At 39.3% G+C, this 23,893-nt stretch carries 25 protein-coding genes; 12 read left to right on the top strand and 13 right to left on the bottom strand.

All coding sequences use genetic code 11. The features are described 5' to 3' along the window. Position 1 precedes the first annotated feature (1 nt). Entirely contained in the window at positions 2-1,048 is a 1,047-nt protein-coding gene (gene argC / locus FTV27_RS10820) for an N-acetyl-gamma-glutamyl-phosphate reductase (RefSeq protein ID WP_180034830.1), read from the bottom strand. Between the two features lie 220 nt (positions 1,049-1,268). Between argC and FTV27_RS10815 the strand changes: the two genes are divergently transcribed. Both FTV27_RS10815 and FTV27_RS10810 read left to right on the top strand, forming a co-directional pair. After that, positions 1,269-1,841 (top strand): hypothetical protein, encoded by a 573-nt coding sequence (locus tag FTV27_RS10815; protein ID WP_257230014.1) that lies wholly within the window; start codon positions 1,269-1,271, stop codon positions 1,839-1,841. Next, complete coding sequence (locus tag FTV27_RS10810; RefSeq protein ID WP_180078312.1) at positions 1,838-2,188, top strand: hypothetical protein; 351 nt, start codon at positions 1,838-1,840, stop codon at positions 2,186-2,188. Before FTV27_RS10815 ends, FTV27_RS10810 begins: the two co-directional genes overlap by 4 nt. A gap of 8 nt (positions 2,189-2,196) precedes the next feature. On the opposite strand, the gene FTV27_RS10805 is transcribed toward FTV27_RS10810, so the two are convergent. Both FTV27_RS10805 and rpiA read right to left on the bottom strand, forming a co-directional pair. Beyond that, positions 2,197-2,871 carry a SprT family zinc-dependent metalloprotease gene (locus tag FTV27_RS10805; protein ID WP_180078461.1) on the bottom strand — a complete coding sequence of 225 codons (675 nt, stop codon included), beginning with the start codon at positions 2,869-2,871 and terminating at the stop codon, positions 2,197-2,199. 126 nt (positions 2,872-2,997) lie between these two features. Beyond that, positions 2,998-3,669 carry a ribose-5-phosphate isomerase RpiA gene (gene rpiA / locus FTV27_RS10800; protein WP_078188646.1) on the bottom strand — a complete coding sequence of 224 codons (672 nt, stop codon included), beginning with the start codon at positions 3,667-3,669 and terminating at the stop codon, positions 2,998-3,000. Between the two features lie 107 nt (positions 3,670-3,776). Between rpiA and ilvA the strand changes: the two genes are divergently transcribed. From ilvA to FTV27_RS10780, 4 genes are all read left to right on the top strand, one after another. Continuing rightward, positions 3,777-5,315 carry a threonine ammonia-lyase, biosynthetic gene (ilvA, locus tag FTV27_RS10795; RefSeq protein ID WP_180078459.1) on the top strand — a complete coding sequence of 513 codons (1,539 nt, stop codon included), beginning with the start codon at positions 3,777-3,779 and terminating at the stop codon, positions 5,313-5,315. Between the two features lie 194 nt (positions 5,316-5,509). Then, positions 5,510-5,977 (top strand): hypothetical protein, encoded by a 468-nt coding sequence (locus tag FTV27_RS10790; protein ID WP_180064127.1) that lies wholly within the window; start codon positions 5,510-5,512, stop codon positions 5,975-5,977. Positions 5,978-6,081: 104 nt separating this feature from the next. Beyond that, the gene (locus tag FTV27_RS10785) at positions 6,082-6,741 is read left to right on the top strand and encodes a TrkA family potassium uptake protein (RefSeq protein WP_078188649.1); all 660 of its coding nucleotides are present in this window, start codon (positions 6,082-6,084) and stop codon (positions 6,739-6,741) included. 52 nt (positions 6,742-6,793) lie between these two features. Continuing rightward, the gene (locus FTV27_RS10780; protein WP_168378596.1) at positions 6,794-8,131 is read left to right on the top strand and encodes a TrkH family potassium uptake protein; all 1,338 of its coding nucleotides are present in this window, start codon (positions 6,794-6,796) and stop codon (positions 8,129-8,131) included. A 64-nt stretch (positions 8,132-8,195) separates the two neighbouring features. Here FTV27_RS10780 and FTV27_RS10775 read toward each other — a convergent pair whose 3' ends face one another. The 4 genes from FTV27_RS10775 to FTV27_RS10760 form a co-directional block, all read right to left on the bottom strand. After that, positions 8,196-9,353 carry a phospholipase A gene (locus FTV27_RS10775; protein ID WP_180078457.1) on the bottom strand — a complete coding sequence of 386 codons (1,158 nt, stop codon included), beginning with the start codon at positions 9,351-9,353 and terminating at the stop codon, positions 8,196-8,198. Positions 9,354-9,371: 18 nt separating this feature from the next. Then, positions 9,372-12,311 carry an insulinase family protein gene (locus FTV27_RS10770; RefSeq protein WP_180078456.1) on the bottom strand — a complete coding sequence of 980 codons (2,940 nt, stop codon included), beginning with the start codon at positions 12,309-12,311 and terminating at the stop codon, positions 9,372-9,374. 141 nt (positions 12,312-12,452) lie between these two features. Further along, positions 12,453-13,220 carry a hypothetical protein gene (locus tag FTV27_RS10765; RefSeq protein ID WP_180078454.1) on the bottom strand — a complete coding sequence of 256 codons (768 nt, stop codon included), beginning with the start codon at positions 13,218-13,220 and terminating at the stop codon, positions 12,453-12,455. A gap of 173 nt (positions 13,221-13,393) precedes the next feature. Then, positions 13,394-13,843 (bottom strand): GNAT family N-acetyltransferase, encoded by a 450-nt coding sequence (locus FTV27_RS10760; RefSeq protein WP_078188654.1) that lies wholly within the window; start codon positions 13,841-13,843, stop codon positions 13,394-13,396. Positions 13,844-14,119: 276 nt separating this feature from the next. Between FTV27_RS10760 and FTV27_RS10755 the strand changes: the two genes are divergently transcribed. From FTV27_RS10755 to FTV27_RS10745, 3 genes are read left to right on the top strand one after another with little or no spacing between them, the layout of a single operon-like run. Beyond that, a complete protein-coding gene (locus FTV27_RS10755) occupies positions 14,120-15,124 on the top strand; it encodes an adenosine kinase (protein WP_180078452.1) in 1,005 nt (334 codons plus the stop codon). Further along, positions 15,124-15,450, top strand: coding sequence for a Rieske (2Fe-2S) protein (locus tag FTV27_RS10750; RefSeq protein ID WP_078188656.1), 327 nt, complete (start codon positions 15,124-15,126; stop codon positions 15,448-15,450). The genes FTV27_RS10755 and FTV27_RS10750 overlap by 1 nt, the downstream gene beginning before the upstream one ends. A 16-nt stretch (positions 15,451-15,466) precedes the next feature. Further along, positions 15,467-16,075 (top strand): OB-fold-containig protein, encoded by a 609-nt coding sequence (locus tag FTV27_RS10745; protein WP_180078450.1) that lies wholly within the window; start codon positions 15,467-15,469, stop codon positions 16,073-16,075. 98 nt (positions 16,076-16,173) lie between these two features. Here the strand turns inward: FTV27_RS10745 and FTV27_RS10740 are convergent, their stop codons facing one another. Together FTV27_RS10740 and FTV27_RS10735 are read right to left on the bottom strand one after the other, a co-directional pair. Beyond that, complete coding sequence (locus FTV27_RS10740; protein WP_180078448.1) at positions 16,174-16,800, bottom strand: YidB family protein; 627 nt, start codon at positions 16,798-16,800, stop codon at positions 16,174-16,176. 111 nt (positions 16,801-16,911) lie between these two features. Continuing rightward, positions 16,912-17,382 (bottom strand): DUF6231 family protein, encoded by a 471-nt coding sequence (locus FTV27_RS10735; protein ID WP_078188659.1) that lies wholly within the window; start codon positions 17,380-17,382, stop codon positions 16,912-16,914. Between the two features lie 34 nt (positions 17,383-17,416). On the opposite strand from FTV27_RS10735, the gene FTV27_RS10730 reads away from it, so the two are divergent. Beyond that, entirely contained in the window at positions 17,417-18,286 is an 870-nt protein-coding gene (locus tag FTV27_RS10730) for a DUF2797 domain-containing protein (protein ID WP_180023994.1), read from the top strand. 78 nt (positions 18,287-18,364) lie between these two features. Here FTV27_RS10730 and FTV27_RS10725 read toward each other — a convergent pair whose 3' ends face one another. From FTV27_RS10725 to FTV27_RS10710, 4 genes are all read right to left on the bottom strand, one after another. After that, positions 18,365-19,291 (bottom strand): alpha/beta fold hydrolase, encoded by a 927-nt coding sequence (locus FTV27_RS10725; protein WP_180078481.1) that lies wholly within the window; start codon positions 19,289-19,291, stop codon positions 18,365-18,367. Between the two features lie 255 nt (positions 19,292-19,546). Continuing rightward, positions 19,547-21,412 carry a SurA N-terminal domain-containing protein gene (locus tag FTV27_RS10720; protein ID WP_180078446.1) on the bottom strand — a complete coding sequence of 622 codons (1,866 nt, stop codon included), beginning with the start codon at positions 21,410-21,412 and terminating at the stop codon, positions 19,547-19,549. Between the two features lie 132 nt (positions 21,413-21,544). Then, positions 21,545-21,817, bottom strand: a complete 273-nt coding sequence (locus FTV27_RS10715; protein WP_078188662.1) for an HU family DNA-binding protein — start codon at positions 21,815-21,817, stop codon at positions 21,545-21,547. 166 nt (positions 21,818-21,983) lie between these two features. Then, positions 21,984-22,454 carry a phasin family protein gene (locus FTV27_RS10710; RefSeq protein ID WP_111883718.1) on the bottom strand — a complete coding sequence of 157 codons (471 nt, stop codon included), beginning with the start codon at positions 22,452-22,454 and terminating at the stop codon, positions 21,984-21,986. A gap of 205 nt (positions 22,455-22,659) precedes the next feature. On the opposite strand from FTV27_RS10710, the gene FTV27_RS10705 reads away from it, so the two are divergent. Next, positions 22,660-23,307: a hypothetical protein gene (locus tag FTV27_RS10705; RefSeq protein ID WP_078188664.1), complete on the top strand. Its 648-nt coding sequence runs from the start codon at positions 22,660-22,662 to the stop codon at positions 23,305-23,307. A 112-nt stretch (positions 23,308-23,419) separates the two neighbouring features. Next, positions 23,420-23,893: an Rrf2 family transcriptional regulator gene (locus FTV27_RS10700; protein ID WP_078188665.1), complete on the top strand. Its 474-nt coding sequence runs from the start codon at positions 23,420-23,422 to the stop codon at positions 23,891-23,893.

The following is a 23,893-nucleotide window of genomic DNA, read 5'->3' as shown; positions in this document are numbered from 1 at the left end:
CTTATGGTAATAAACCAATGCCTTGAAGTCCTGCATTTTCAGCAAAACTAAACATCAAGTTCATATTTTGTACGGCTTGACCTGCTGCACCTTTCACCAAGTTGTCTTGAGCCACCAAAATCACTAATTTTTTCGGCTGAGGTTTGCAAATCGCAATACGTAATTGGTTCGCACCACGCACAGTACGTGTTTCAGGTGAGCTTCCTGCAGGCATAACATCTACAAACTGCTCATTGGCATAGAACTGTTCATATATGCTTTGTAAATCCGCAGAAGCACCTGCGTCAGTCAAATCAATATAGATAGTGCTGAGCATGCCACGAATCATCGGCACCAAATGCGGTACGAATAAAATTTCGTTAAACACACCTTTTTGACCTGAAATATTTTCTAAGGCTTCTACAATTTCAGGATGATGACGGTGACCCGCTACACCATAAGCTTTAAAGTTATCTGCATTTTCAGAATAGATCATACCCAGGCTGGCTTTACGACCTGCACCAGACACACCTGATTTTGCATCAATAATAATGCTTTCAGGTTTCACTAATCCTTCGGCTTTTAATACTGGCGCTAAACCGAGCTGAACAGTTGTTGGGTAACAACCTGGGTTACCAATCACTGAAGCCTTTTGAATTTTTTCACGGTTTAATTCAGACAAACCATAAACTGAATCTTTTAATAGCTCTGGACAGGCATGGTCTAGGCCATACCATTTTTCAAATTGAGCTAAGTCTTGCAAACGGAAATCAGCAGCAAGGTCAATCACTTTAGTATTTGCAGCAACTAACTCTTCTGCGTGTTTCATTGCTACACCATGCGGCGTCGCAAAAAATACAACGTCACATTGTTTTAGTTCTTCAATATTTAGATCTGAATAGCAAAGGTCTGTATGTCCACGCAAGCTTGGGAACATATCATCCACACGGCGGCCATTTTCAGTACGCGAAGTTAAAACTTTCACTTCTGCATTTGGGTGTCGCAGTAAAATACGCAGTAATTCAACACCTGTGTAACCTGTACCGCCGACAATACCTACTGAAATCACGCTCTTTACCTCTATTCAAAGTATCCATTTGATTACTGCGTAGTATGACAGGAAGTTGGGGATTTCTGAACTGTTTTGGAGGGTATTTGACTGAATTTTGTTTTAGTAATAAAAATATTAAAATCAAATAGAAACAATCAAAAAATTCAATAAAACAGATCTATTTAAAAATAATCTTTTTCTTTTATACTCTTAATATAATTTTATAACCGCTTAAATCATGACAAAAAACATACATCAACAACCCCAACTAGCACCGCAAACTAATAATGATTGTTTCATCATTATGCCTATTGCTGACCACCCTGATTATAAAAATGGTCACTTCAAGCGAGTATATGAAGATATATTCGCACCTGCTTGTATAGCAGCTGGTTATAAACCTGTTCGTGCAGATGATGTTACCCAAGCAAATCTAATTCATTTAGATATTTTGCAAAAACTACTAGAATCTCCTATGGCAATATGTGATTTAAGCACTCGCAATCCCAATGTACTGTTTGAACTAGGCTTAAGGCAAACGTTTGATAAACCAACCATATTAGTTCAGGAAATTGGTACTCCTAAAATTTTTGACATTAATATGTTCCGTTACACAGAATATCGAAACGGTTTAGATTATCGTGATGTTCTGTCCGACCAAAAATCAATTCAAAAAGTCTTAGAGGAAACTACATCTGCTGTAAATGAAGGTAAAAGTGTTAATTCAATAATAAAACTTTTATCAATTACAAGTCCTGCAACACTTCAAGACTCGTCCACTTTTGAAGAAAAAGAGTTTTTAATATATTGAGGTCAGACATCAATAGTTTAAAAGAAGCTATTTTTAGCAAACAGCCTAACTCTTTCAGGGCACATAACTCTCGCACACAAAACAAAAATCTGAAAAATGAGATAAATAAATTATCTTTCCATAAATTTATTACTTTAGGAAAAGACACATTTGGACATAATCTTGATAAATTTATTCAAATGATAACAATTACCTTCGATGTTAAAGACATTCATATTTCAAAAGATAAACTTGATAGACCTTATATAGCAATTACGACATATCAAGATATTTCAGATGAATTACTTTTTGAAATTTCACAACACGCAGATGTAAAAATAGAGGATATCGACGATTTACCATTTTAAAATATTTATTAAATCCACCACCAAGGCATTGGCGTCGTTTTTAGTATTTTCCGATGCTGCTGAAAATTAACATCATGTTTTTGAACTTCAGCCCAAAAATTTGAACTATGGTCAAAATGTTTAGTATGTGCCAACTCATGTACAGCCACATATCGTGCAACTTGCTCTGGAAACAGCACCAATGCGCTATTCAGCATAATATCATGGCGCGCTGAACAGCTTCCCCAGCGCGTTTTGGGCTGACGAATCGAGCACTCACCATATTTCAAGCCTGTTTCACTGCTCACTTGCTTTAAATAAATTGGTAAATACTCTTTGGCATAAGCAATCACAAAGCTTTTTAAATATTGCTCAGGCTGTCGATCACTGATGAATAGTTGATGGCTTTCGTCATCCAAGATAAATGAATGTTTTTGCGTTTGATAAACAACCATTAACGGTTGTTCTAAATTAAATAACTTTAATTTTATTGGCAGACTTCGATCCTGCAGCCCTGCTTTTTCCTGCTGCTTCTGCCATGTCTCAATCATCCATTGTTCTGATTGTTTCAGAAAATCTTGCACTTGGCGCTGTGTACAAAATTGCGGCACTGTTAATTTAATTTGAGTTGGTTCTACACGGAGTCTTAGGCGTGTTGCACGTAATTTTCGAGTGATTTGAATTTCAGGAAGGTTGGGTGTCATATTTTTTATTAATTTTAAATCCTCCCTAACCCTCCTTTTACAAAGGAGGGAAAATCACCTAAATAAATTCAGGTGAAAAGTCCCCCTTTATCAAAGGGGGATTTAGGGGGATTCTAATAGAACAGATTAAACCGCAGTACGCTCTTCAATACCGTTATCAGTGGCTACAACAGCAATATCCGCCTTGTTTAGAGCAAAGATACCGTTACACACTACACCCGGAATGTCATTCAAAGTCTTTTCAAGCTCTAAAGCATTTAAGATATTTAAGTTGTGTACGTCTAAAATTACATTACCGTTATCAGTTACTACGCCTTCACGGTACACAGGGTCACCGCCTAAAGAGACAATTTTACGCGCAACAGCAGAACGTGCCATTGGAATCACTTCTACAGGAAGCGGAAATTCACGTGCCAACTGATCAACCCATTTAGAATCATCTACGATACAAACGAATTTTTTCGCAATAGACGCCACGATTTTTTCACGAGTCAACGCAGCGCCGCCACCTTTAATCATGTGCATATGACGGTCGATTTCATCTGCACCATCCACATAGGCATCTAAACCGCCAACGTGGTTCATATCAACCACTTCAATGCCTAATTTTTTCAAACGTTGTGCAGTTGCTTCAGAACTTGCAACAGCAGCTTCGAGTTGAAGCTCTGGCAATAATTCGATGAGGAAGTTCACAGTACTTCCTGTACCAACACCCAAAATACCGCCCTTTGGCAAATGCTTTAACGCAGCTTTTGCGGCAGCTTGTTTCTTTTCATCTTGGGTTGCATACAGACTCATAACTTGGCTCAACTATTTTTTGACATTAGACGCTGATTTTTCAGCCCAAATGTACAGGGGTTTGTTACAATAAACCCCTATTTTAAACTGTTAGATGGAAAATTAACATGCTGTCTCGTTTGGTTCGACAAATATTACAGGCAACGGTCTATGACGTTGCAATCGAAACCCCACTCGAAGCAGCGCCACGAATTAGTGAAAAACTAAACAATAACATTCGCTTTAAACGCGAAGATTTACAACCTGTCTTTTCTTTCAAGCTACGCGGTGCCTACAACCGTATTAGTCAATTACCGAAATCTCAGTTGGAACGTGGCGTTATTACTGCTTCTGCAGGTAACCATGCTCAAGGCGTGGCGTTATCTGGTAAAAAGTTGGGTATTCGCGCCATTATCGTTATGCCTAAAACCACACCAGACATTAAAGTACAAGCGGTTAAACGCTTAGGCGGTGAAGTGGTTCTGCATGGCGATTCTTTTGACGTAGCCAATAAATACGCAATCCAATGTGCAAAAGATGAAGGTATGACCTTTATTCCACCTTATGACGACGAACTCGTTATGGCCGGTCAAGGAACCATTGCCAACGAAATTTTGCGTCAATGGCGTGATGTGGATTATGTCTTCGTTGCTGTGGGCGGTGGCGGTCTCATTGCCGGTGTAGCCGCTTACTTAGGTGATGTGGCACCTCACGTTAAAGTCATTCCTGTTGAATATGATGAATCAGCATGTTTAAAAGCAGCATTTGAAGCCAATGAACGTGTCATTCTGCCATCTGTAGGTTTATTTGCCGACGGTACAGCCGTTGCTCAAATTGGTGAAAAACCATTTGAAGTGATTCAGCTACAAAAATCAGATAACTCAGGCCCTATTGTTGAGCGTGAAGTTGTACTGGTAAATACCGATGAAATCTGTGCAGCCATTAAGGATACCTTTGATGAATGCCGTAGCATTGTTGAACCATCTGGTGCAATGGCGCTTGCAGGTATCAAGAAGTATGTTGCAGAGCATGGTCTAGAAGGCAAAAATATGGTGTCGATTGTATGCGGCGCCAATATGAACTTTGACCGTCTGCGCTACATTGCAGAACGTACTGAACTGGGTGAACGCAAAGAAGCGATCTTTGCTGTGACCATTCCAGAAGAAAAAGGTTCATTCCTCCAATTCTGCCGCGCGCTACAAGGCCGTAACATCACTGAGTTTAACTACCGCGCAAGCAACTCAAGTGCCGCTCAAGTATTTGTGGGTATCAGTCTCAAAAATGGCGAAAAAGAACGTCAGGAAATTTTTGAAACATTAAAATTCCAATACGATGTAGACGATCTTTCTGATGATGAGGTGGCTAAACTGCATATCCGTTATTTAATTGGCGGTCATGCCGATATTGAAAATGAACGCCTATTCCGCGTGGAATTCCCTGAACGTCCGGGCGCACTACTGACTTTCTTAGAACGTCTTGGACCTACACATAACATCACCCTATTCCACTACCGTAACCACGGTGCTGCGGAAGGTCGTGTATTGGTGGGTATGGAAGCAACGGATGCGAAACAAAACCCAGATGGTTTAATTGAAACATTGGAAAATATTACCTATCCATATGCTGAGATTACCAATAACCTTGGTTATCAACGTTTCTTGAAATAAATAAAACTTCTATAAAAAAGCTGGGATCTAGATTCCAGCTTTTTTATTTGCATCAACTCTTTCCTGAATCAAAATAAATAAATTCATCAAATTAATTCATCAACGCTGTCATTGTTGTTAATTTAACCATACCCTATAATCCATTGAAAATAAAACAAAATGGATATTTAAAATTGAATTTTTATGCCTTATTTATGATCGCTATAGTGGGTTTAGGTGGATATTTTTATGCATATCCGGCTTATCAACTTAAGCAAGAGGAAGATAAGATTCGTCAAAGTATGAAACAAATTCCAAATCAGTCCCGTACGCAAAATCTAGAAAATATTTACGGCTATACCGCGCAAGCTGAAATGCTGAATCAATATCCAAATTACATTGTATATATTCGCTTTGATGAGCTAAGTGATCAAACCGCTCCCGAATCTGTTCAAGCCATTATCCGTGAATTTTCATGCGATGGCTTAAACCGTTTAAAGAACAATTCCGAGCTCGTTCGTAAAGCTACCCTAAATGTCATTAAAGAAGATCAGCATCAATTTCAATACATTCTAAAAAACAAATTAGGTTATGAAATTTTTAAATATCAACAAGTTATGGATAATTGCCCCAATATTGCTGAACTTTATGCCTATCAAAACACTGAAGAAATTAAAAATTAGAGCTTTTCGGTTTAGATGGATTATGTAAATTTTCATAGCCGCTCTAGGCTGAACAAGCTAACATCAACATATTCAATAACTTTAGAATAATTTAGGAATACGGCATGGCTCAATTCGCTGTGATTGGCTTAGGAAGTTTTGGCGCAACTGTTGCCACTGAACTCATGGGTTTAAAACACGATGTCATTGGAATCGATAGCAACAAAAAGTTTGTTGAAAGTATTTCGGACCAACTGACCCATGCAGTGATTGCTGATGCAACAGATGAGCACGTTTTACAAGAACTCAATATTCAAAATTGTGAAGCCGTCGTTGTCGCAATTGGTGAAGATATTGAGGCCAGCATCTTATGTGTGCTCCATCTTAAAAACATGGGGATCAACAAAATTTGGGCCAAAGCCAAGTCCAAAGCGCATCACATGATTTTAACCCATTTAGGCATCAGCAAAATCATCCATCCTGAAGAAGACATGGGTGTCCGTGTTGCCCAGTCACTGAGTTATCCAATGGTGAGCCGCTACATGGTGCTCGAAGATGATCATTATTTGGTGAAAGTTGAAATTAAAGAATCACAACAAGGCACGCGTTTAAATCAAATAATGGATCATGTCCCTGAAGTGAAGACGATTCTGCATAAACGTGGCACCGAGCTTCAATATAGTTTAGATCCGAACCTGATTTTACAAACAGGCGATATTTTAGTGGTTGAAGGTTTACTCGAACATTTACGTCGACTGGCTAAACACTTTAAAGCAACTTTGTAATCAGCGTCGAACACCTTTTGCACATAATCACGCAAGATGACAGTAGAAAAACATGAAACTGCACAATAAACAGCGTAATACCATTAATCTCAGCCCACCCAGTATTTTGGCATTGGGTTTTCTTGGGCTTATTATCATTGGCACCTTGCTGTTAAAACTCCCTTATTCACATCATGGGGATTTAAGTTGGATCAATGCCCTCTTTACAGCGACCTCTGCCGTGACCATTACAGGACTTTCAGTTGTGAATGTCGGCGAAGCCTATACGGTGTTTGGTAAAGTCGTGATTATGGGGTTACTACAATGCGGTGGTCTCGGTTTTATGACCTTTGCGATATTGGCCGCTATGAGTTTGTCTCCTAAAATTGGGCTAAAACAACAAATTATGGCTCAAGAAACCATTGGACAAACCAGCCTTGCCAAAGTGACCATGACCATCAAAGGCGTACTGCTGTATTCGCTATTTTTTGAAATGGTGGGAACGGTTATTTTGACCATCGCTTGGATGCAAGAATACAATTTTAACCAGGCCCTGTTCTATGCTGCCTTTTATAGTGTTTCAGCATTTAATAATGGTGGATTTTCATTATTTCCCAATAGTTTAATGAGCTTTGCTGACCGTTATTTCATTACGTTTACCATCAGTATGCTTTACATCATTGGGGGTATCGGCTTTTTGGTACTGATGGACATTAAGCGCAATAAAAGTTGGAAAAAACTCAGTACCAATAGCAAGTTGATTTTATCTACCATTGCAGGACTAAATGTCTTCGCCTTCATCACCATATGGTTATTAGAAGCCAATAATGCTGCGACCTTAGCCACGATGTCACTTGGTGACCAAGCCCTCAACGCGTGGTTCCATGCAACGGTTCCACGCTCTTCGGGTTTTAACAGCTTACCTATGGAAAGCATGAGCGATGCATCATCACTCGTAACGATGTTACTGATGTTTATTGGTGGTGGTTCTCTCAGTACAGCTGGTGGCATCAAAGTCGGGACGTTTATTATTGTTGTACTCAGTGTGGTCAGTTTTTTAAGACGTGAAGATGAACTGCGTGTGTTTAACCACTCTGTTTCAGAAAAAACGACCTTCAAAGCATTAGCAGTGATTTTCATTACAGTGACGTTGATTTTCATTGGTTTTTTCAGTCTATTGCTACTCGAACCTGACAAACGCTTTTTAGACTTACTCTTTGAAGCAGTGTCCGCTGCCTGTACAGTAGGCCTATCTCGTGGCATTACCAGTGACTTACAACCCGCCAGTTTAGTCGCCCTGATGTTGTTGATGTTCGCAGGCCGTCTTGGCCCCTTAACACTGGCTTATCTGATTGCTACACCAAAGAAGAGTCGTTTAAAACACCCGCCTTCTGAGATCCAAATCGGTTGATTTATACATTTTCTCTCAGTCATAAAAAACCACGCCGTAGCGTGGTTTTTTTATTTGCGAATCTTTAGAACCAATTCATTAATGACACACCGACACCGACATAGGTTGCCCGATGGTTATAGTCAATCAGGCTTTCACCATAGCCATCAAACAATTGAACTGTGCCGCGCAATTTACCATTGATTGGGAAAGTCCAATCAAACTGCACAGCACCATGTGAATCATCACCACCTTTCAGTGAATGACGTAACATCAAACTAAAATCATGATCTTTATGACGATAAAATGCTGTTAAATCCCCACGTCCCATATAATCGGTAATGTCAGGGTTGTTATCATCTTTGGTATCTTCTTCGAAACGATACCAAGGTCGTAACATCAGTGCAAAATTGTCACGTTCAAATCCAAGATTTAACATGACACGATTCCAACTCCGCGATAAAGGATCAGAACGCCCATTAGACTGATGGTTAAAAGTTAAGCCCAGCATACGCCAGTTCAAACCCAAGAGTTCATAGTTGGTACGAAAAACCAGACTGGCTTCAGGTTCATAGTTAGTTTCACGGAATGGTCGTGATTCGTCTTCATTGTAGACTTGCCAACGAGAAGACTGGGTATAGCCCAACCAGATATCACCATTATCACCAAATAAGTTTTCAACAGCTTTGGTTTTTAATGACAATTGGAATTTGGCTTCCATCGATTTCAGGTTTTGTTCCTGATCGGCTTGTACCGTGTTGTTTTCATTCGGGCTTGATGGACGTTCATTTTTATCCGAAGTCCAATATCCCGGCATTAAATACACAGGTTGATAGCCACGAATATTCCACGTCCCCAATTTACTTTCTGGAGAAAGCTCCCAACGACTATCCAATAGTGAAAGATTTGGATTGAGGTTCGGTGCTTCTACAGCAAATAAACGGTCCGTAAACGCATGACTGACTTTTTCTTTCAAAGTCAGCTTTTCAGTCGGCTCAGGTTTAATTTCTTGGGCAGCTTGACGCTCAGAGACCAACATTTCTTTTTCAGCAGGTTGCACTTTAAACAAAGCGTCATAACACGATAATCGCTCTGCATTTGACTCAAGTGCCACACATGCTTCTGCGGTAGCTGGTTTAACAGCCACTTCCGCATTTTGTGCATTTACAGTACTGACATACATTGAACTGAGCGCAATGAGGCTCATTTGCAATGTCGTACGCTCAAGAGATTTGAACGCCATAAAAACCCCTTTTTTGTTTTAATTCACTTGTTTTATTTCGAAACCAAGCTCAACCAAAGCATCTCGCTTAGCCACCGGTGCAACCACAGCTTTTGTCGGTTGTTGTTCAACCAAATACGCCACAGCAACACGTTTTAGATCTTCCAAAGTCACATTCAACAGACGTTCACGTAACATTTGACGGAAAGCTGGCGTGCGTTTATGCAATAAAGCATAACAAGCTGTAATGGCTTCACCCGCTGGTGACCCCGGTTTATCCATGCTGGCAATTAGACCCAAAATCGCTTCTTCTAGCTGATGAGGTTGTTGTTCAGCATTCAGTAGCCACTGCACACTTGCGTCAAAATCTTTAAACGTTTCAGCTAAACGTGGGTCACGGTAGCTATAGAAACGGAATGAACATGCATTGCCGTCATAGCTTGCTCCGCCACCATAAGCACCACCTTTTTCACGAATCGCGCTATGCAAGAAGCCATTACGTAGATAAGCCGCCAAAATCATTAAAGGTGCTGCATCTGGATGTGACACTTCCACCGCAGGATATGCTGAAGCACAGAACTGAACATTGGCTTGAATGAGCCAAGCTTCGTCATTATTGCTATCTGCAAAATTCACTTGAGTTAAATCATGTGGGTTATCGTCAATCGCCACTTTATCCCAAATGGTTTGAACCTCCTCAACCAATCGGTCTGAATGATGTTCTTCACACACCACCAAGAATTGTTTTGGTGCTTTAAGCAAACGGTTATGAATTAACTTAAGCTCATCAATCAAGGCATTATAAGCCGTGTCGTCTTGCTCAATTTTGCTGACAAGTTCTGACAACCAGTTCAGCGCGCCTAGGCCTGTATTATGATAATCACGTAACGCCAATGCACTATGTTGACGACCTGCAATTTGCATTGCATAGCTATGACCAGAGCCAGAAACACGTGACTGCCAACGTGCTTTACGTTGTTGCAATAACTCTACGATACGGTTTTTCTCATCAAAACGTAGCTGTTCAAAAGCCAATTTCAATAAGCGAATTGCTTCAAGATTATTCACCAATGATTTAGTGGTCAACGTTAGCCAAGCACTAATTTGACCTTTATCGTCCACTTTTGAACGCAGGGATGCACCCATACCTAAACCGCCACTCACAGCTGTTTGCAACTGTTGTAGCTCTAAGTAGTCGTATTCACCTGCACCAACTTCACCCATCAAAATCGATAAGAGATTGAAATACGGCGATTGCACCACTTCATCAGGAATCTGAATCAAAACTTGTTGGTAATAAAGACCATTGGTGCCTGCGTGGTAAAGATTTAACGGTGTATCTAATCCATTACTGATAATTTCGCGTAATTGACCTTGTACAATCTGTAATTGTGCAGGAACGTCTTCTAAACCTACTTTAGGCAATAGGTTTAAATCATCTGGGGTATCTTGACGAATGTTCAGTGCTTCAGTCTGCGCAATAATCTCTGCTTTTTGCGCTTCAGTTAAGTTCGCAACAATTTCTTTTAAACGTGCTTTTTCTGCTGCCGCTTCCAACGCATTTTTTTCAGCATCTGGAACCAAAGTTAATTGCACACGATGTTGATTATCAAGCAAGTAAGTTTTGATTAAGTTAGATAACCACATTGGGTCTTTCAACTCTTCCTTCACTTGTTCAATGGCCGTATCCACATCCCAAACATCCACAGGGTCTGAATGGTGAATCGCACTGCTTAAACCATTCAGAATTAAGCTTAGGCCATATGGTGTACCATCACCATTGATTTCACGCTGATGCAATTCAATTTGATGCAAAATCGCCTCAACTAAAGTCGGATCAACAGGCTTGGCCGCAACGTCTTCTAATACTTTAAACACGCCATTTTTAAATTGTTCTGCATGCTCAGGGTTTGAACCTTGAATTGCACAGTAGAACGTCATTTCATAGTTTGAGTCATCTACGCCCATGAATGGACCAGTCGACTGTGCATAACCACAGGTTTCTAAGTAATGACGTAATGGTGAAGCAGAATCTTCAAGCAATACCCCCTCAACCAAACGCATACCTAAACGTAATTTGATATTACTTGCTTCTGGCAATAACCAAGAAAGCACATGATAGGTTTTGTCTTTGAGGTCTTCAGCATCAACTGCATACGTTTCAGTTACAGTTACAGGCGCAGTTAAACGACGTTCAGGTTTTGAATACAGCGTTTGACCTTTTTCAAATTTAGACAAAGCAAGCGTTTCAAACTGTTCTTGTAAATTATATGCAGGCTCATTACCAAAGGTCATGAACACCGCATTACTTGGGTGATAATGTGATTTGTAGAAACTGACCAACTCTTCATAGCTTAAGTCAGGAATGTCTTTCGGATCACCGCCTGAGTTGTAATGATAAGTTGTTTCTGGGAATAAATGATGGGCAAGTTGGTGATACAATTGATCTGAAGGTGAACTCATTGCACCTTTCATTTCATTAAATACCACGCCTTTATATACAGCTTCGCCATTTTCTAGCTCAATACGAATCCCTTCTTGTGCAAAATCAAGCGGGTTCAAATTCGCAGCAAAAGCAGCATCCATATAAACTTCTAACAAGTTTTGGAAATCTTTTTTGTTTTGCGTTGCAAATGGATAAGCCGTCCAGTCCGCTGCGGTAAACGCGTTCATAAACGTATTGAGGGAACGACGGATCATTAAAAAGAATGGGTCACGTACAGGGAACTTTTCTGAGCCACAGAGTGCTGTGTGCTCAAGAATATGCGCCTCACCTTTTGAATCCATCGGCTGTGTACGGAAGGCAACTAAAAATACATTTTCATCATGGTTTGTGGCTAAGTGATAATGCACTGCGCCAGTCACTTTGTGTTTATATTCAGACACTAAAATGTCTAAAGCTTCAACATGATGTTGACGAATCAACTGAAACGCGGGATGTACAGTTTGAGAAATGGTTTCAGTGACATCTACAGTCATGTGTGCTCCTAATCTATTCATTTAAATTAGGCAAAGTATACCTTAAAAAATCACAACTAGATTCACCGAAACAACATTTCCAACTGTTTTAATCAACTTGAACTTTAATTTTAAAAATCACTTGTTTTCGCACTAAAACATTTAGACTGGTTTTATGGATTGCCTATCATTTCGTGTTGACCAATAGACACAAATCACAATCGCCAACAACAATACAAAAGAAGCCATAAAGCGACTTAGATCCAATCCACCTGAACTGATTGGCTTGTCTAAAAAATCACCGACAACAGCGCCCAATGGACGTGTCAAAACAAAAGTGGCCCAAAATATAAACGTCTTTGAGACCCGACTAAAAAAGTACAACAACGCCATCAATAGAATTAAACCACCAAATAGCCAAATGCCACCGCTATAGCCTAATCCTGCACTATCGGAAGTCCAGTCCCCCAAAGCCGTACCTAATGTTTGAGTAAATGTAATCGTCAACCAATAAAAGATCTGTGTTCGCGGCAAATTCACTACACTTGGATTGATCGATCCTTCGACTCGATACCAACTAAAAAGCGATATGAGCACCAAACTCAGCAACAGCAAACTACCACCCAAGTAGCAAATCCCTAAAGAACGATCTACAAAATCCGCTAAAGTCGTACCTACCGTGGTACTGGCAATAATCGTGGCCCAATATAAATAAGGTTTATAGGCTTTGGACTTTATTTGAAAATACAGCAAACTGATAAATATGCTTGCGAAAATAAAGGTACTGAGTAGATAGCCCAAATTTAAGGACATGGACAATGCATCACCACTGGTTTCACCAAAGGTGGTCGCAAAAATTTTGGTCAACCAAAACAGTGCGGTAATCTCAGGGACTTTTTTAACATAGTTTTGTAGCTCATGCACTTGCATATACTTCACTCTATGCAGTTATTTTGATGCTTATATCTTCGATAACTAAAATGAATTTTTGCTTAAAACTTTGCTTAAAATAAGGCGCTCTTTTTTAGAATTATCACAAGAAAAAAGCATCCGATATCGGATGCTTCATTTACAGTATTTAGAGTCTATTTTGGTATTTAAAACTAAACCAGATATTTAAAATAATTATAATTTGGATGACTTTCGACATAGACATAATTCTGTTTTTGATAGAATTTGGCAGCATTTTTAAGCTCAGTATTTAAGCACAGTGCAGAAAAGTGTTTTTTTGCACCCTTTTCCAATTCCACCAATAGCTGCTTACCCACGCCATGCTGACGGTACTGCGGATGCACATAGAAACGGCGAACTCGTCCAATCCGTTCTTCTACACCAGTATCACCCCATTGCTGATTTAAACCGCCACAAGCAATCAATTTATCGCCATCATAAGCAAGCAATAATTGCTCACCCGTTTGGTCAAAACGATTTTTACCACTTTGATATTCTTCAATTAAACGGTGTATAAATGTATAGCCTTCATGCTGCGCCAAAGCAGCAATATTTTCGATTTGAGCAGGAAGTTGCTCTGCTGGACGAATCGTAATTTCCATATATTCACACTTTTAATCTGTTATCTATTTATGATGACCAAATCATCTTGATTCAGTCTGAACACCCTATAGCTCTATAAAAGTAAAATTTTTCGATTTGCACAATAGCAAAGCTGATTAAAACGGCAACTAATTCAAAAAAAATGTAAAAATATAATGGATTTGCCCGATTTTTACACACACCTGTCCTTTAATTGAATTTTCTTCAACAAACTACAGCAATCCTGAGCATTCGTGTAAACTTAGCACTTTCATTTTTTGATGTGATTATACAACATGGCAACTGTTGACCTTTTTGCAATTGGTAATGCACTTATTGACCAAGAATTTAAAGTCTCTGACGAATTCCTAATTCAACACAATCTGCAAAAAGGTACGATGCAACTGACTGATGGTGATACTCAAGCAGCCCTTTATAACAATCTAAAAGCGACTCAAGAATATAAAGGTCAAGCTTCTGGTGGTTCTGCAGCAAATACTACGGTTGCTTTTAGTGCTTTAGGCGGAACTGCATTTTATGGTTGTCGTGTCGGCAATGATGACTTAGGTCAAATTTACCTAAATGGTTTAAACGACGCTGGCATCCAAACTGCAACTCAATCAATCAGTGAAGGTGTAACTGGCACATGTATGGTATTGGTCAGCCCTGATTCTGAACGTACGATGCATACTTACCTCGGTATTACTGCTGAATTAACTGATAGCCAAATTGATTTTAGCAACTTAAATACTGCGAAATGGTTATATATCGAAGGTTATCTTTCTACATCAGACAGCGCACGCCTAGCGGTTAAACAAGCACGTCAAATCGCCAAAGCCAATGGTGTACAAATTGCATTGACTTTATCTGATCCAGCAATGGTGCAATATGCACGTCAAGGTTTAGATGAGTTACTCGATGATGGCGTGGACTTATTGTTCTGTAATGAACAAGAAGCGCTGATGTACACAGAAACAGATCATTTAGATGCTGCACTTGCTAAATTGCAATCACTAAGCAAACACATTGTCATTACATTAAGTGCCAAAGGTGCCTTAATCCATAAAGAAGCAGCAACATTTACCGTGCCAGGTCGTAAAGTTACCGCAGTAGATACCAATGGTGCAGGTGATGCATTTGCTGGTGCTTTCCTATATGCACTGAATGCAGGTCATGACTATCAAACGGCTGCTGAACTTGCCATCTTGATTTCAAGTGAAGTTGTGGCTCAGTTTGGTCCACGCCTAGCAGTGGAAGACTATGCTCAGCTTTTACAATCATTTCAAAAGGAATGTGCTTAATGTTTAAAATTTGCATGACGGATGATGTGCCAGAACGTGAAGCACGATCATTCGAAACGCCTGAAGGTGAAACGATTTTTATCACCCAACGTGATGGCATGTTTTACGCTTATCAAAATAACTGCCCACACTTGCACGTAGAACTTGAGTTTCTAGAAAATCAGTTTCTAGATCGTGACCAAGAATTTATTGAGTGCTCAACACATGGCGCCCTGTTTATGGTCGAATCTGGGGAATGTATTTCTGGTCCATGCCAGGGTCAAGCCCTTGAAAAAGTGAACATTAACGTGCATTCTGATGGTGGAATCTACCTCACAGAAGAATAAACACTGGAATACAACCATGTCCGCATTTATAACAGACTATAACTTAATACCCTTTCATTTAAGTTTATTAGCCGTACTGTTATTGGGCATGGTTGAAACCATTGGCTACTATATCAATATTAGTCCTAGCCAAGTTTTAAAAAGAATTGCCCCTCAGCGCATACAAGAATTGGCATTATTGAATGTCAAATTTTCCAAGTCTCTGATTTTGTTCTTTTTACTGATGAATTTTAGCTTTGCAGGCTATGTACTTCAGTTTTGCATCCATGCCAAAGAAGGTCAATTCGTTCCCGCTTATTATCTGATTTTACCTGCGTTGATTATTGCCATATTCTTTACGGTATTTATGATTCATTGTTTGGATCAGGTTATCCCACCCAAATATAAAAAACAAACCGTTAACCTACTGGGTCGTCTAGCCACCATTTCAAGTGGAAATGCCCGTCCCGGCTTTTCAGCTCAAGCGCGGGTGCGTGATGAGTTTGGTCAACTACATTATGTGCAAGTTGAGCCAGAATTTGGTGAGTTAGAGTTTCAGTCGAAAATCATTTTGATTCGTCAAAAAAAATCACACTATATTGGCAAAAAAATCAGTGTGTCGAACCGTCTATTTAATCCATCCTAGTGACAATCTAAGCGTCACATTGTTATCATTTTTCAAATCATAAAAAAGCCAGTGTTCACTGGCTTGTATTCAATCAAATACCTAAATCGATATTTTGATTAACGCTTCAGGAAACCTGAGACCAAATTCATCACTTGTTGAATATCAGCATTCGCTTCTTGCTGATTGGTTTGTCCAGCTTGTGGCGTCAATGAGTCAATAATTTGCGGCAATACCGTTGAAATTGCGCTATATACATCTTGTTTCTGAGTTTGTGTTTCTTGTGCAACTTGCTCCACTTCGGCATCATCAAATAAATTTTGTACTTGTTGATTAGTCACAGCAGCATTATCACCAGGGCCTGTAGATACCCAATCATCAACCTGACTGCTCAAGCCCTGTCCACGTAATTTATCCAAAGCACCTTGTAGGCCACCTTGTTTTTGAATCCAAGCCAGCACCAGAGGTAACACTGCTACTAAAATGGTTGATGCATTACCACCGCTACTACGTTGCTGCGGCTGCGCTGCACCACCCAGTTGGCCCAACACAGAGCCTAAAATTCCACCTAAACCACCTGCTTGGTTTTGAGCATTAGTTTGGGTATTTTGAGTGCCTGCATTTGCGCCCAATTGACCCAGCACCGAACCTAAAATACCACCCAGACCACCTTGTTGATTTTGATTGTTTGCACCACCAAGGGCCTGCTTTGCTAAAATCTCAACAATATTATATAAATTTGTCATTTTATTTTTCCCAGTGAAACCTAGATAAATTCATTACAGCATACGTGGGAAAACACTGATTTATCATAAATGTTTGTTAATTTTTGCAATTTCTCGCAGGCTAAGTATTTGTTACCAACGGAATTTATCCCAGTTTTCAGGATTTGCCCAAAATTTAGAGTTAAACCAATCTGGAATATGTTTATAAGTCAAAATATTAAACTGCCATAAAGCAAAATCACTTTCATGCGTGGTTTTATCAATGAGCTGAGTAAAGCCTAAAGCACGTAATAATTGTTCATCGTGTAACTTACTCACCACCACGATGCGTTTGGCAAATAGGTCACGCAATTTTACCAACATCTGCGTTTTCTGCTGCTGATCCAAACTCAACATGGTTTCAGTATCAAGAATCACAAATCCAAGGTCAAAACGCTGGGTAAAAGGCAGATTTAAAAACTCAGTTACGTTAAAATGTTGCCATTGAATTGGATGAAATTGATTGTATTGCTCAAGATCCTGACCAATACAGATTGCGGTTGAAATGGGCTGCTCTTTTGACAAATCGTCTAGCATAGAAGTGATGACATTTTGTTCAGCCATTGACCGCATCCTTAACAATGAAGTGAGTATTCGTATGGAACTACAAGGCATTTGCCATAAAATGCATGCAGGTCTTAAAGACCTTAGTGTAACTGATCAACATACACACAAGGCAAATGTTGAGTATAAATTTATTCTAGATCGCTCAGAAGTTGATCTACCGTTTAGCCTTGGCCAAGAAATTGAAATCGAAGCCACGGGAAATATTTACTGTATTTCTTGCGGTGCAAAAACACCTAAATCTTATTCACAAGGTCATTGCTTCAAATGCATGAAGACTAAGGCTTCTTGTGATATGTGCATTATGAAGCCCGAAACCTGTCATTATCATCTCGGGACTTGCCGTGAAGATGATTTTGCCCATGAAGTTTGCTTTCAACCGCATATTGTCTATTTAGCCAATTCGAGTGCCTTAAAAGTGGGGATTACTCGACTTGGTCAAATGCCTACACGTTGGCTGGACCAAGGTGCGACGCAAGCTTTGCCTATTATGAAAGTTGGTTCACGTCGTCTATCTGGTCAGCTTGAAGTCATGTTTGGAACGCAAGTGGCCGATAAAACTGATTGGCGTAAATTGCTCAAAGGTGAAGCAGAACCCATCAACCTGATCGAAATTCGCGACCAATTGGTGGAAGAATTTGCACCAAAAATTCAGACCATTCGTGAAGAATTTAGCCAAAATTTAGAGTTTAATGAAACTGTTGAACTGTTAGAAGATGAGTTGCCACGCCAATTTATCTACCCGGTAGAGGAATATCCTGAAAAAATCAAATCGCATAATTTGGACAAAACACCGATTATTCGAGGAAAATTACAAGGGATTAAAGGTCAGTATCTGATTTTGGATACCGGTGTGATCAATATTCGTAAATACACGGGCTATGAAATTAAAGTACGTACTTAAATCGACTTAACGTGTCTAATTAAGTTTAAAAAAGCGAGATATTTCTCGCTTTTTTTTCACACACTTTACCGATTTGATTCATTGAACAGTTGAAAGAAACTTTAAATATGGCAACGCCATTAACTGCTCCGCTTCTAAGATAGGCATATGACCAACATGGTCTAAAATCAGAGGCTTTTCGGCTTTTTTAAATAAGCGTCTCAGTTCTTCTGCCACTTCAACATTGATAATCTGATCTTGCTTCCCCCAGATAATAAACACAGGTGCATCAATGCCTCGTGCAGCCAAAGCAAAGGACTCCGGCGTATACAAGGTCGCCATTTTTTGCAGTTGCTCCACCATTTTATTGGTTTGATTAGACTGAACTATCATTAACTTTTCTTGCCCAATTTTTAATTCTTGTGGAATAAAAGGCGGGGATTGCATCACGATCTTCATCACGCGATCAAAATCACCAGTTTTTCTGACCACTAGCTCTGTAAGCTTTGCCGTATCTTTTAAATACACTGTATTACTCGACTTAAAGACACCTGCCGAATCCACCAACAATAAAGATTTCACTTCTAAGGGATACTGAGCGCTATAGAGCATGGCAATTGCACCACCCATCGAATGCCCTGCGATATGTAAATTTGGATCTAACTTTGTAGCATCAATAAATCGTCGTAATTTTTCAGTTAAATTTGGAATCGATAGATCAAATTGATCTGCGACAATAGTTTCTCCATGTGCTGGCAGATCAGGAATAATGACATGATAGTTGGCCGTTAAATAACGGGCAACGCGGTTCCAATTATCACGCGTGCCTGACAAACCATGCAGCAACAACAGCGTCGGTTTTCGTGGATCTCCTCCTTCACTGTATGTCCATTCGATTTCATTATTTTTGACTTTTTTACTGGTCAAGCCCGCCCAAGCTCTTTCCTGCTCTAGAACATTTTGAAAGTTTCGTTCTGCAGCTTGAATACTACTTGCAACGCAAATCGTTAATAGCATTAATATCATGTGCTTAAAATAATGATCTATCCATCGCAATAACGGGTTCTTTAAACGTTTAAATTGAGGCATATACAGAGATGTCATCCGCTTAATCCTTTGTCGTGATGAGTTATTTCTTCTTCATATTATTTTTTTGAGAACACCAATCTACGATGCTAGAGTCGATATTTCATTTGCCAAATCTTTAAAATAAAAATTATATCTGTCAATTTAAGCCAAAAAAAACCAGCTCGAAAGCTGGTTTTTTTAAAGCTACCTTAATTATTTAATTTTGGCATGATCTTTTAGATAACGTGTGTAGTCATCAAATTCTTGCTGACCACGAAGCTGTTGATAAAGTTTTTTTAACTCATCTAACTGCTCACCCGTTAATGCCTCATCAGATTGTTTGTTCACTGCAGTCACAGCAACCACAACCAACTCATTTGGTAGATTTGTAGTCGTAACAGACCAATGACCTGCTTTCGGCGCTTTTACACTAAATGCAGCACGTTGAATTTCGCGTTTCAACAAACCATCAGCACGAGTGAAGGTACCCGCATTTTCAAAGTTTAAATTGCCTTTCGCGACTGAAGCAGCAGGTTTTGCAGCAAACTCTTTCAATGTCGCTTGAATCTGGGCTTTTGCAGCATCAGACGCTTTCTTTTCAATCAGCTGAGTTTTCACATGCGCTTTCGCTTCAGCTAAGGTTTGAACACCTGCAGCATGGTAGTTACGCACTTTCACCCAAACTACATCACCGTTTTTCAACTGAATGCTCGATGAAACATTACGTTCACCATTTTTAACATCATCGTTAAACAATTTAACTTTGACGTTTGCATCACTTAAAACTGGATGTTGCGATGCTAATGTTAAGCCATTCAATGATTGTACTTTTACGCCTTTCACTTCTTGACCCACGACATCAAGGGCATCACTGCTCACAACCATATCATTGAGGCTGTTTACAGTGTCAGAAAAAACATTGGCTTTTTTCGAAGCAGCGACTTCTGCTTGTAGACGTGCCTTTTCCTGTTCAAATGAAGCCACTTTTACAGCTGGCGCCACTTTTTCGATCAAGTGATAACCACTGTCTGTTTTCACTGGAGCAGTCACTTGACCAGCTTGAGCACCTTCAACTGCTGCATCAAATGCATCACCAAATACACCTTTTTCATAAGCAACCAGTTCACCACCTTTCGCTTTAGATTCAGGATCTTCAGAGAATTGCGCAGCAGCTTGGTTAAAGCTTAAACCCGCTTTAATTTTAGCTTGAACACTTTCAGCCAGTTTTTTAGCTTCGGCATCTGAACGATTGTCCGCAGTGATCATGATGTGCTTAACGATAGGTTTAACTGACTTCTGTGCATTCTCAACAAAGCTGTTATACGCTTCTTTCAATTCAGCATCAGTTACAGCTTCTACAGGTGCAGTAATATTGGCAGGTGTTAATACGACAAAATCTGCATCAACACTAGTTGCTTGCTTAAATTTGTTTTTATGCTGCTCATAATAAGCGGCAATTTCAGCATCAGATACTTTTACATTTTTCTTGTAATTTTCAAGATTAATGCTCGCCAACTGAATACTACGTTGTTCCGTTTGTAAGTTCGCAATTTGCAAGATATCAAGCTTACTCACCAATGCATATTCCATAAATGTTGTTGACAACATTTTTAAAGCATGGTCTTTACGTAAATTATCAATGAATGTGCGATTCGTCATACCAATCGATTCAAGGTATCGCCCAAACGCTTCATCAGAAAATTGACCATTGACTTGAAAGCTTGGCTGCTGATGAATCATTTGCACAATTTGTGCATCACTTAAGCTAATGCCTAATTTATCAGCTTGTTGCAATAGCAATTGGCGTGAAACCAAAGTATCCATCGCTTTATTGCTAATGAAATTTTGATTCAATAATGTTTCATCACCCTGAGCATATGCCAGATATTGTTCTTTTAATGAGTTCGTCAGTGCTTCGAGTTCTTTTTGAGAAATTTCAGTACCGTTTACAGTCTTTGCTGCATCTTTAGATCCACCACTAAAATATCCTTCAATACCTACAAGTGCTAAAGGGGTCAAAAACAAAACGAGCAAGACCTTGCCCAGCCAACCCTTAATGACTTTACGAAACGATTCCATAAGTATTCCAATATTTTATTTGCGGTGAATTTTAACCGAAAACCCGAGATGAATGAATGCGATATATCAATTAATCACATTTACCAATAAAAAACGCGCCAATTTATGGCGCGTCTCATGTGCTTAATAAGATTAAGCTACAGAATCTTTCAAGCCTTTACCCGCTTTGAAGCTAGGAACTTTGCTTGCTTTGATTTCTAAAGTCGCACCAGTTTGTGGGTTACGACCAGTACGTGCAGCGCGTTCTTTTACGCTGAAAGTACCGAAACCAACTAAAGTAACTGTATCACCAGCTTTTAATGCATTGGTAACTGCAGCAATTGTAGCATCTAAAGCTTTACCGGCATCGGCCTTAGATAATCCCCCATTTTCGGCAATTGCATCAATTAATTCTGATTTATTCATGAAAATTACGTCCTCTTAATATCGTTTATTTAAGGTTCAAGAATTTGTATAAAACGCCATAACGCCTTTATAGCAATGCTTTAGGGTTAAACGCAATACTCCTCAACCTCTTTTTATAGAATTTTTTGACGAAAAAAACCTTGAAAATTCGATAATATTAAAAAAGTTAGTGTTTTTTTAATATTTCGGCCCTCAGTTGGGCATTTTCTTCGGCCAATTGGTCAACTTTAGTATGTAATTGAAGTATAAGCCTTTCTAAGTGCTGTAAATCCTTTACAGTCACCAATCCTAAACGGTTTAAAGAATGATTAACACCATTATCTAAAATTTTTTCTACCTTATCTTTCGTATCGGTTACAGATTCCTTGGCTTTTTCTGAAACTTTTTCGACAGTTTGATCTGCAATATCAATCGTTTTGGACTCAAGCTCCTCTCCAACTTTGACTAAAGAGTCAAAAAGCTTATTTCCCTCTCCCTCAGCACGTGAAAAAGCACCTAATCCAGCCAACCAAATCTGTTTGGTATATTTACGAAAATCCATTTTAGAGCGACGATCAGAATGACTACGTACCCGAGGTTTAGCCAGCTTTTCTGATGTTTCCTGTGCATCGTCAATTATGCTTTCTGTATTTTCCATAATCCGCACTTCTCCTGATTATTTTATGTGCACATCAACATGTGATTATTCATTTTAACAACATAATAGCAAACATATAACTTGATAGATTGATTAAACTGTTCTACAAAGCTAGTGAATTACCAACTTTTTGGTATATTCTAAGTTCCTCTAGAGCAGGACGCTCAGTTTCCAGTGCTTTCAGATTTTAACAAGGACATTTTTTATGAGCGATACGCAACAAACACAAGCTCAACCACATTTGTTGCTTACTATGACCCTGATTGTTTTAGAAACGATTTTTACCTTCATTTTAAAACATGACCGTGTTGTAGCATTACAAGCTAAAAAATTTGTTGATCAAAAAGTCGCACTAAAAATAAATAGCTACATCCCTTATTTTGACTTTTATGTTCAGTTTACTGAGCACGGCATTCTGTTCGACACTAAATCTCCAGATAAAGCCATCGACCTTGATGTCCGTACGACATTAATGGATTTGGTGAAAATTTTTGTATTTGGTAATCGTAAAAGCATCAAAACCATGCGTATCGATGGCGATGTGGTTTTAAAAGATGAATTTCGTGATTTGGTTTCTTTATTTAGTGTGCCGAAAATTTTATCTGACTGGAAACACTGGTTGTCTGAACCTGTCGAAGAAAACGATATCGTTGCGTCTAAAAAACGTATTGCCCCACTTTTAGAAAAAATCGAACAGCAACGCTCTAAAATAAACACGCTACAAGTTGAAGTTAAACAATACAAAAACCGTATTAAGCGTATCGAACGTCGTCAAAAGCGGATTAATATCGCTTTTAGTCTAATATCTGTTCTTTTAATAACGTTATTAGTGTATAATGTGTGGTTCAAATAAATACATAATTTTTCAGACAAAATAAAACAAATAAACAATCTCAAAAAAACTTGACTATTTTAGTCAGGATTCATAAAATCTGCACATCTAGACTTAACATGTGTATCGAATCATGCGCTTAACAACTCGCGGTCGCTACGCAGTGACTGCTCTACTTGATCTAGCTTTGCAGCCAACTGAACAAACGATCACTCTTGCAGAAATTGCAGCTCGTCAAACCATTTCAGTGGCCTATCTTGAGCAGTTATTTGCAAAATTAAAGCGTCACGGCTTAGTTTCCAGCATCCGTGGAGCTAACGGTGGTTATCACCTTGCTCGTAGTGCTGAAGACATCACTGTTTTGGAAATTATTGAAGCTGTAAATGAAACAGTTGATGCAACCCGTTGTGACCACAAAGGCAACTGCCAAAATGGTGCAATGTGCTTGACTCACGATTTATGGCAGGAACTCTCCCACCACATTGCCGATTATCTTGCAAAAATCACCCTTGCTGACCTTGTAGCACGCGATAACGTTCAAACCGTATCAATTCGTCAAAATTCAGCAAACTTTGATTCAGCCCTTTTATCGGTTACAGGTATTTGA

The sequence above is a fragment of the Acinetobacter sp. YH12251 genome (assembly GCF_013417465.1).
Classification (GTDB): Bacteria; Pseudomonadota; Gammaproteobacteria; order Pseudomonadales; family Moraxellaceae; genus Acinetobacter; species Acinetobacter amyesii.
The sequence above is the reverse complement of the archived record's forward strand: the minus strand, read 5'-3'. Positions and strand labels throughout refer to the sequence as shown.

Coding starts and splice junctions, on each gene's coding strand:
- FTV27_RS10765 (WP_180078454.1), bottom strand. CDS start 13,220: ATGCAAGTGCATGAGCTACAAAACTATGTTAAAAAAGTCCCTGAGATT.
- FTV27_RS10750 (WP_078188656.1), top strand. CDS start 15,124: ATGTTTAAAATTTGCATGACGGATGATGTGCCAGAACGTGAAGCACGA.
- FTV27_RS10715 (WP_078188662.1), bottom strand. CDS start 21,817: ATGAATAAATCAGAATTAATTGATGCAATTGCCGAAAATGGGGGATTA.
- FTV27_RS10735 (WP_078188659.1), bottom strand. CDS start 17,382: ATGGCTGAACAAAATGTCATCACTTCTATGCTAGACGATTTGTCAAAA.
- rpiA (WP_078188646.1), bottom strand. CDS start 3,669: ATGAGTCTGTATGCAACCCAAGATGAAAAGAAACAAGCTGCCGCAAAA.
- FTV27_RS10705 (WP_078188664.1), top strand. CDS start 22,660: ATGAGCGATACGCAACAAACACAAGCTCAACCACATTTGTTGCTTACT.
- FTV27_RS10730 (WP_180023994.1), top strand. CDS start 17,417: ATGGAACTACAAGGCATTTGCCATAAAATGCATGCAGGTCTTAAAGAC.
- ilvA (WP_180078459.1), top strand. CDS start 3,777: ATGCTGTCTCGTTTGGTTCGACAAATATTACAGGCAACGGTCTATGAC.
- FTV27_RS10710 (WP_111883718.1), bottom strand. CDS start 22,454: ATGGAAAATACAGAAAGCATAATTGACGATGCACAGGAAACATCAGAA.
- FTV27_RS10720 (WP_180078446.1), bottom strand. CDS start 21,412: ATGGAATCGTTTCGTAAAGTCATTAAGGGTTGGCTGGGCAAGGTCTTG.
- FTV27_RS10805 (WP_180078461.1), bottom strand. CDS start 2,871: ATGACACCCAACCTTCCTGAAATTCAAATCACTCGAAAATTACGTGCA.
- FTV27_RS10790 (WP_180064127.1), top strand. CDS start 5,510: ATGATCGCTATAGTGGGTTTAGGTGGATATTTTTATGCATATCCGGCT.
- FTV27_RS10725 (WP_180078481.1), bottom strand. CDS start 19,291: ATGATATTAATGCTATTAACGATTTGCGTTGCAAGTAGTATTCAAGCT.
- FTV27_RS10700 (WP_078188665.1), top strand. CDS start 23,420: ATGCGCTTAACAACTCGCGGTCGCTACGCAGTGACTGCTCTACTTGAT.
- FTV27_RS10745 (WP_180078450.1), top strand. CDS start 15,467: ATGTCCGCATTTATAACAGACTATAACTTAATACCCTTTCATTTAAGT.
- FTV27_RS10770 (WP_180078456.1), bottom strand. CDS start 12,311: ATGACTGTAGATGTCACTGAAACCATTTCTCAAACTGTACATCCCGCG.
- FTV27_RS10815 (WP_257230014.1), top strand. CDS start 1,269: ATGACAAAAAACATACATCAACAACCCCAACTAGCACCGCAAACTAAT.
- FTV27_RS10755 (WP_180078452.1), top strand. CDS start 14,120: ATGGCAACTGTTGACCTTTTTGCAATTGGTAATGCACTTATTGACCAA.
- FTV27_RS10760 (WP_078188654.1), bottom strand. CDS start 13,843: ATGGAAATTACGATTCGTCCAGCAGAGCAACTTCCTGCTCAAATCGAA.
- FTV27_RS10785 (WP_078188649.1), top strand. CDS start 6,082: ATGGCTCAATTCGCTGTGATTGGCTTAGGAAGTTTTGGCGCAACTGTT.
- FTV27_RS10780 (WP_168378596.1), top strand. CDS start 6,794: ATGAAACTGCACAATAAACAGCGTAATACCATTAATCTCAGCCCACCC.
- FTV27_RS10740 (WP_180078448.1), bottom strand. CDS start 16,800: ATGACAAATTTATATAATATTGTTGAGATTTTAGCAAAGCAGGCCCTT.
- FTV27_RS10775 (WP_180078457.1), bottom strand. CDS start 9,353: ATGGCGTTCAAATCTCTTGAGCGTACGACATTGCAAATGAGCCTCATT.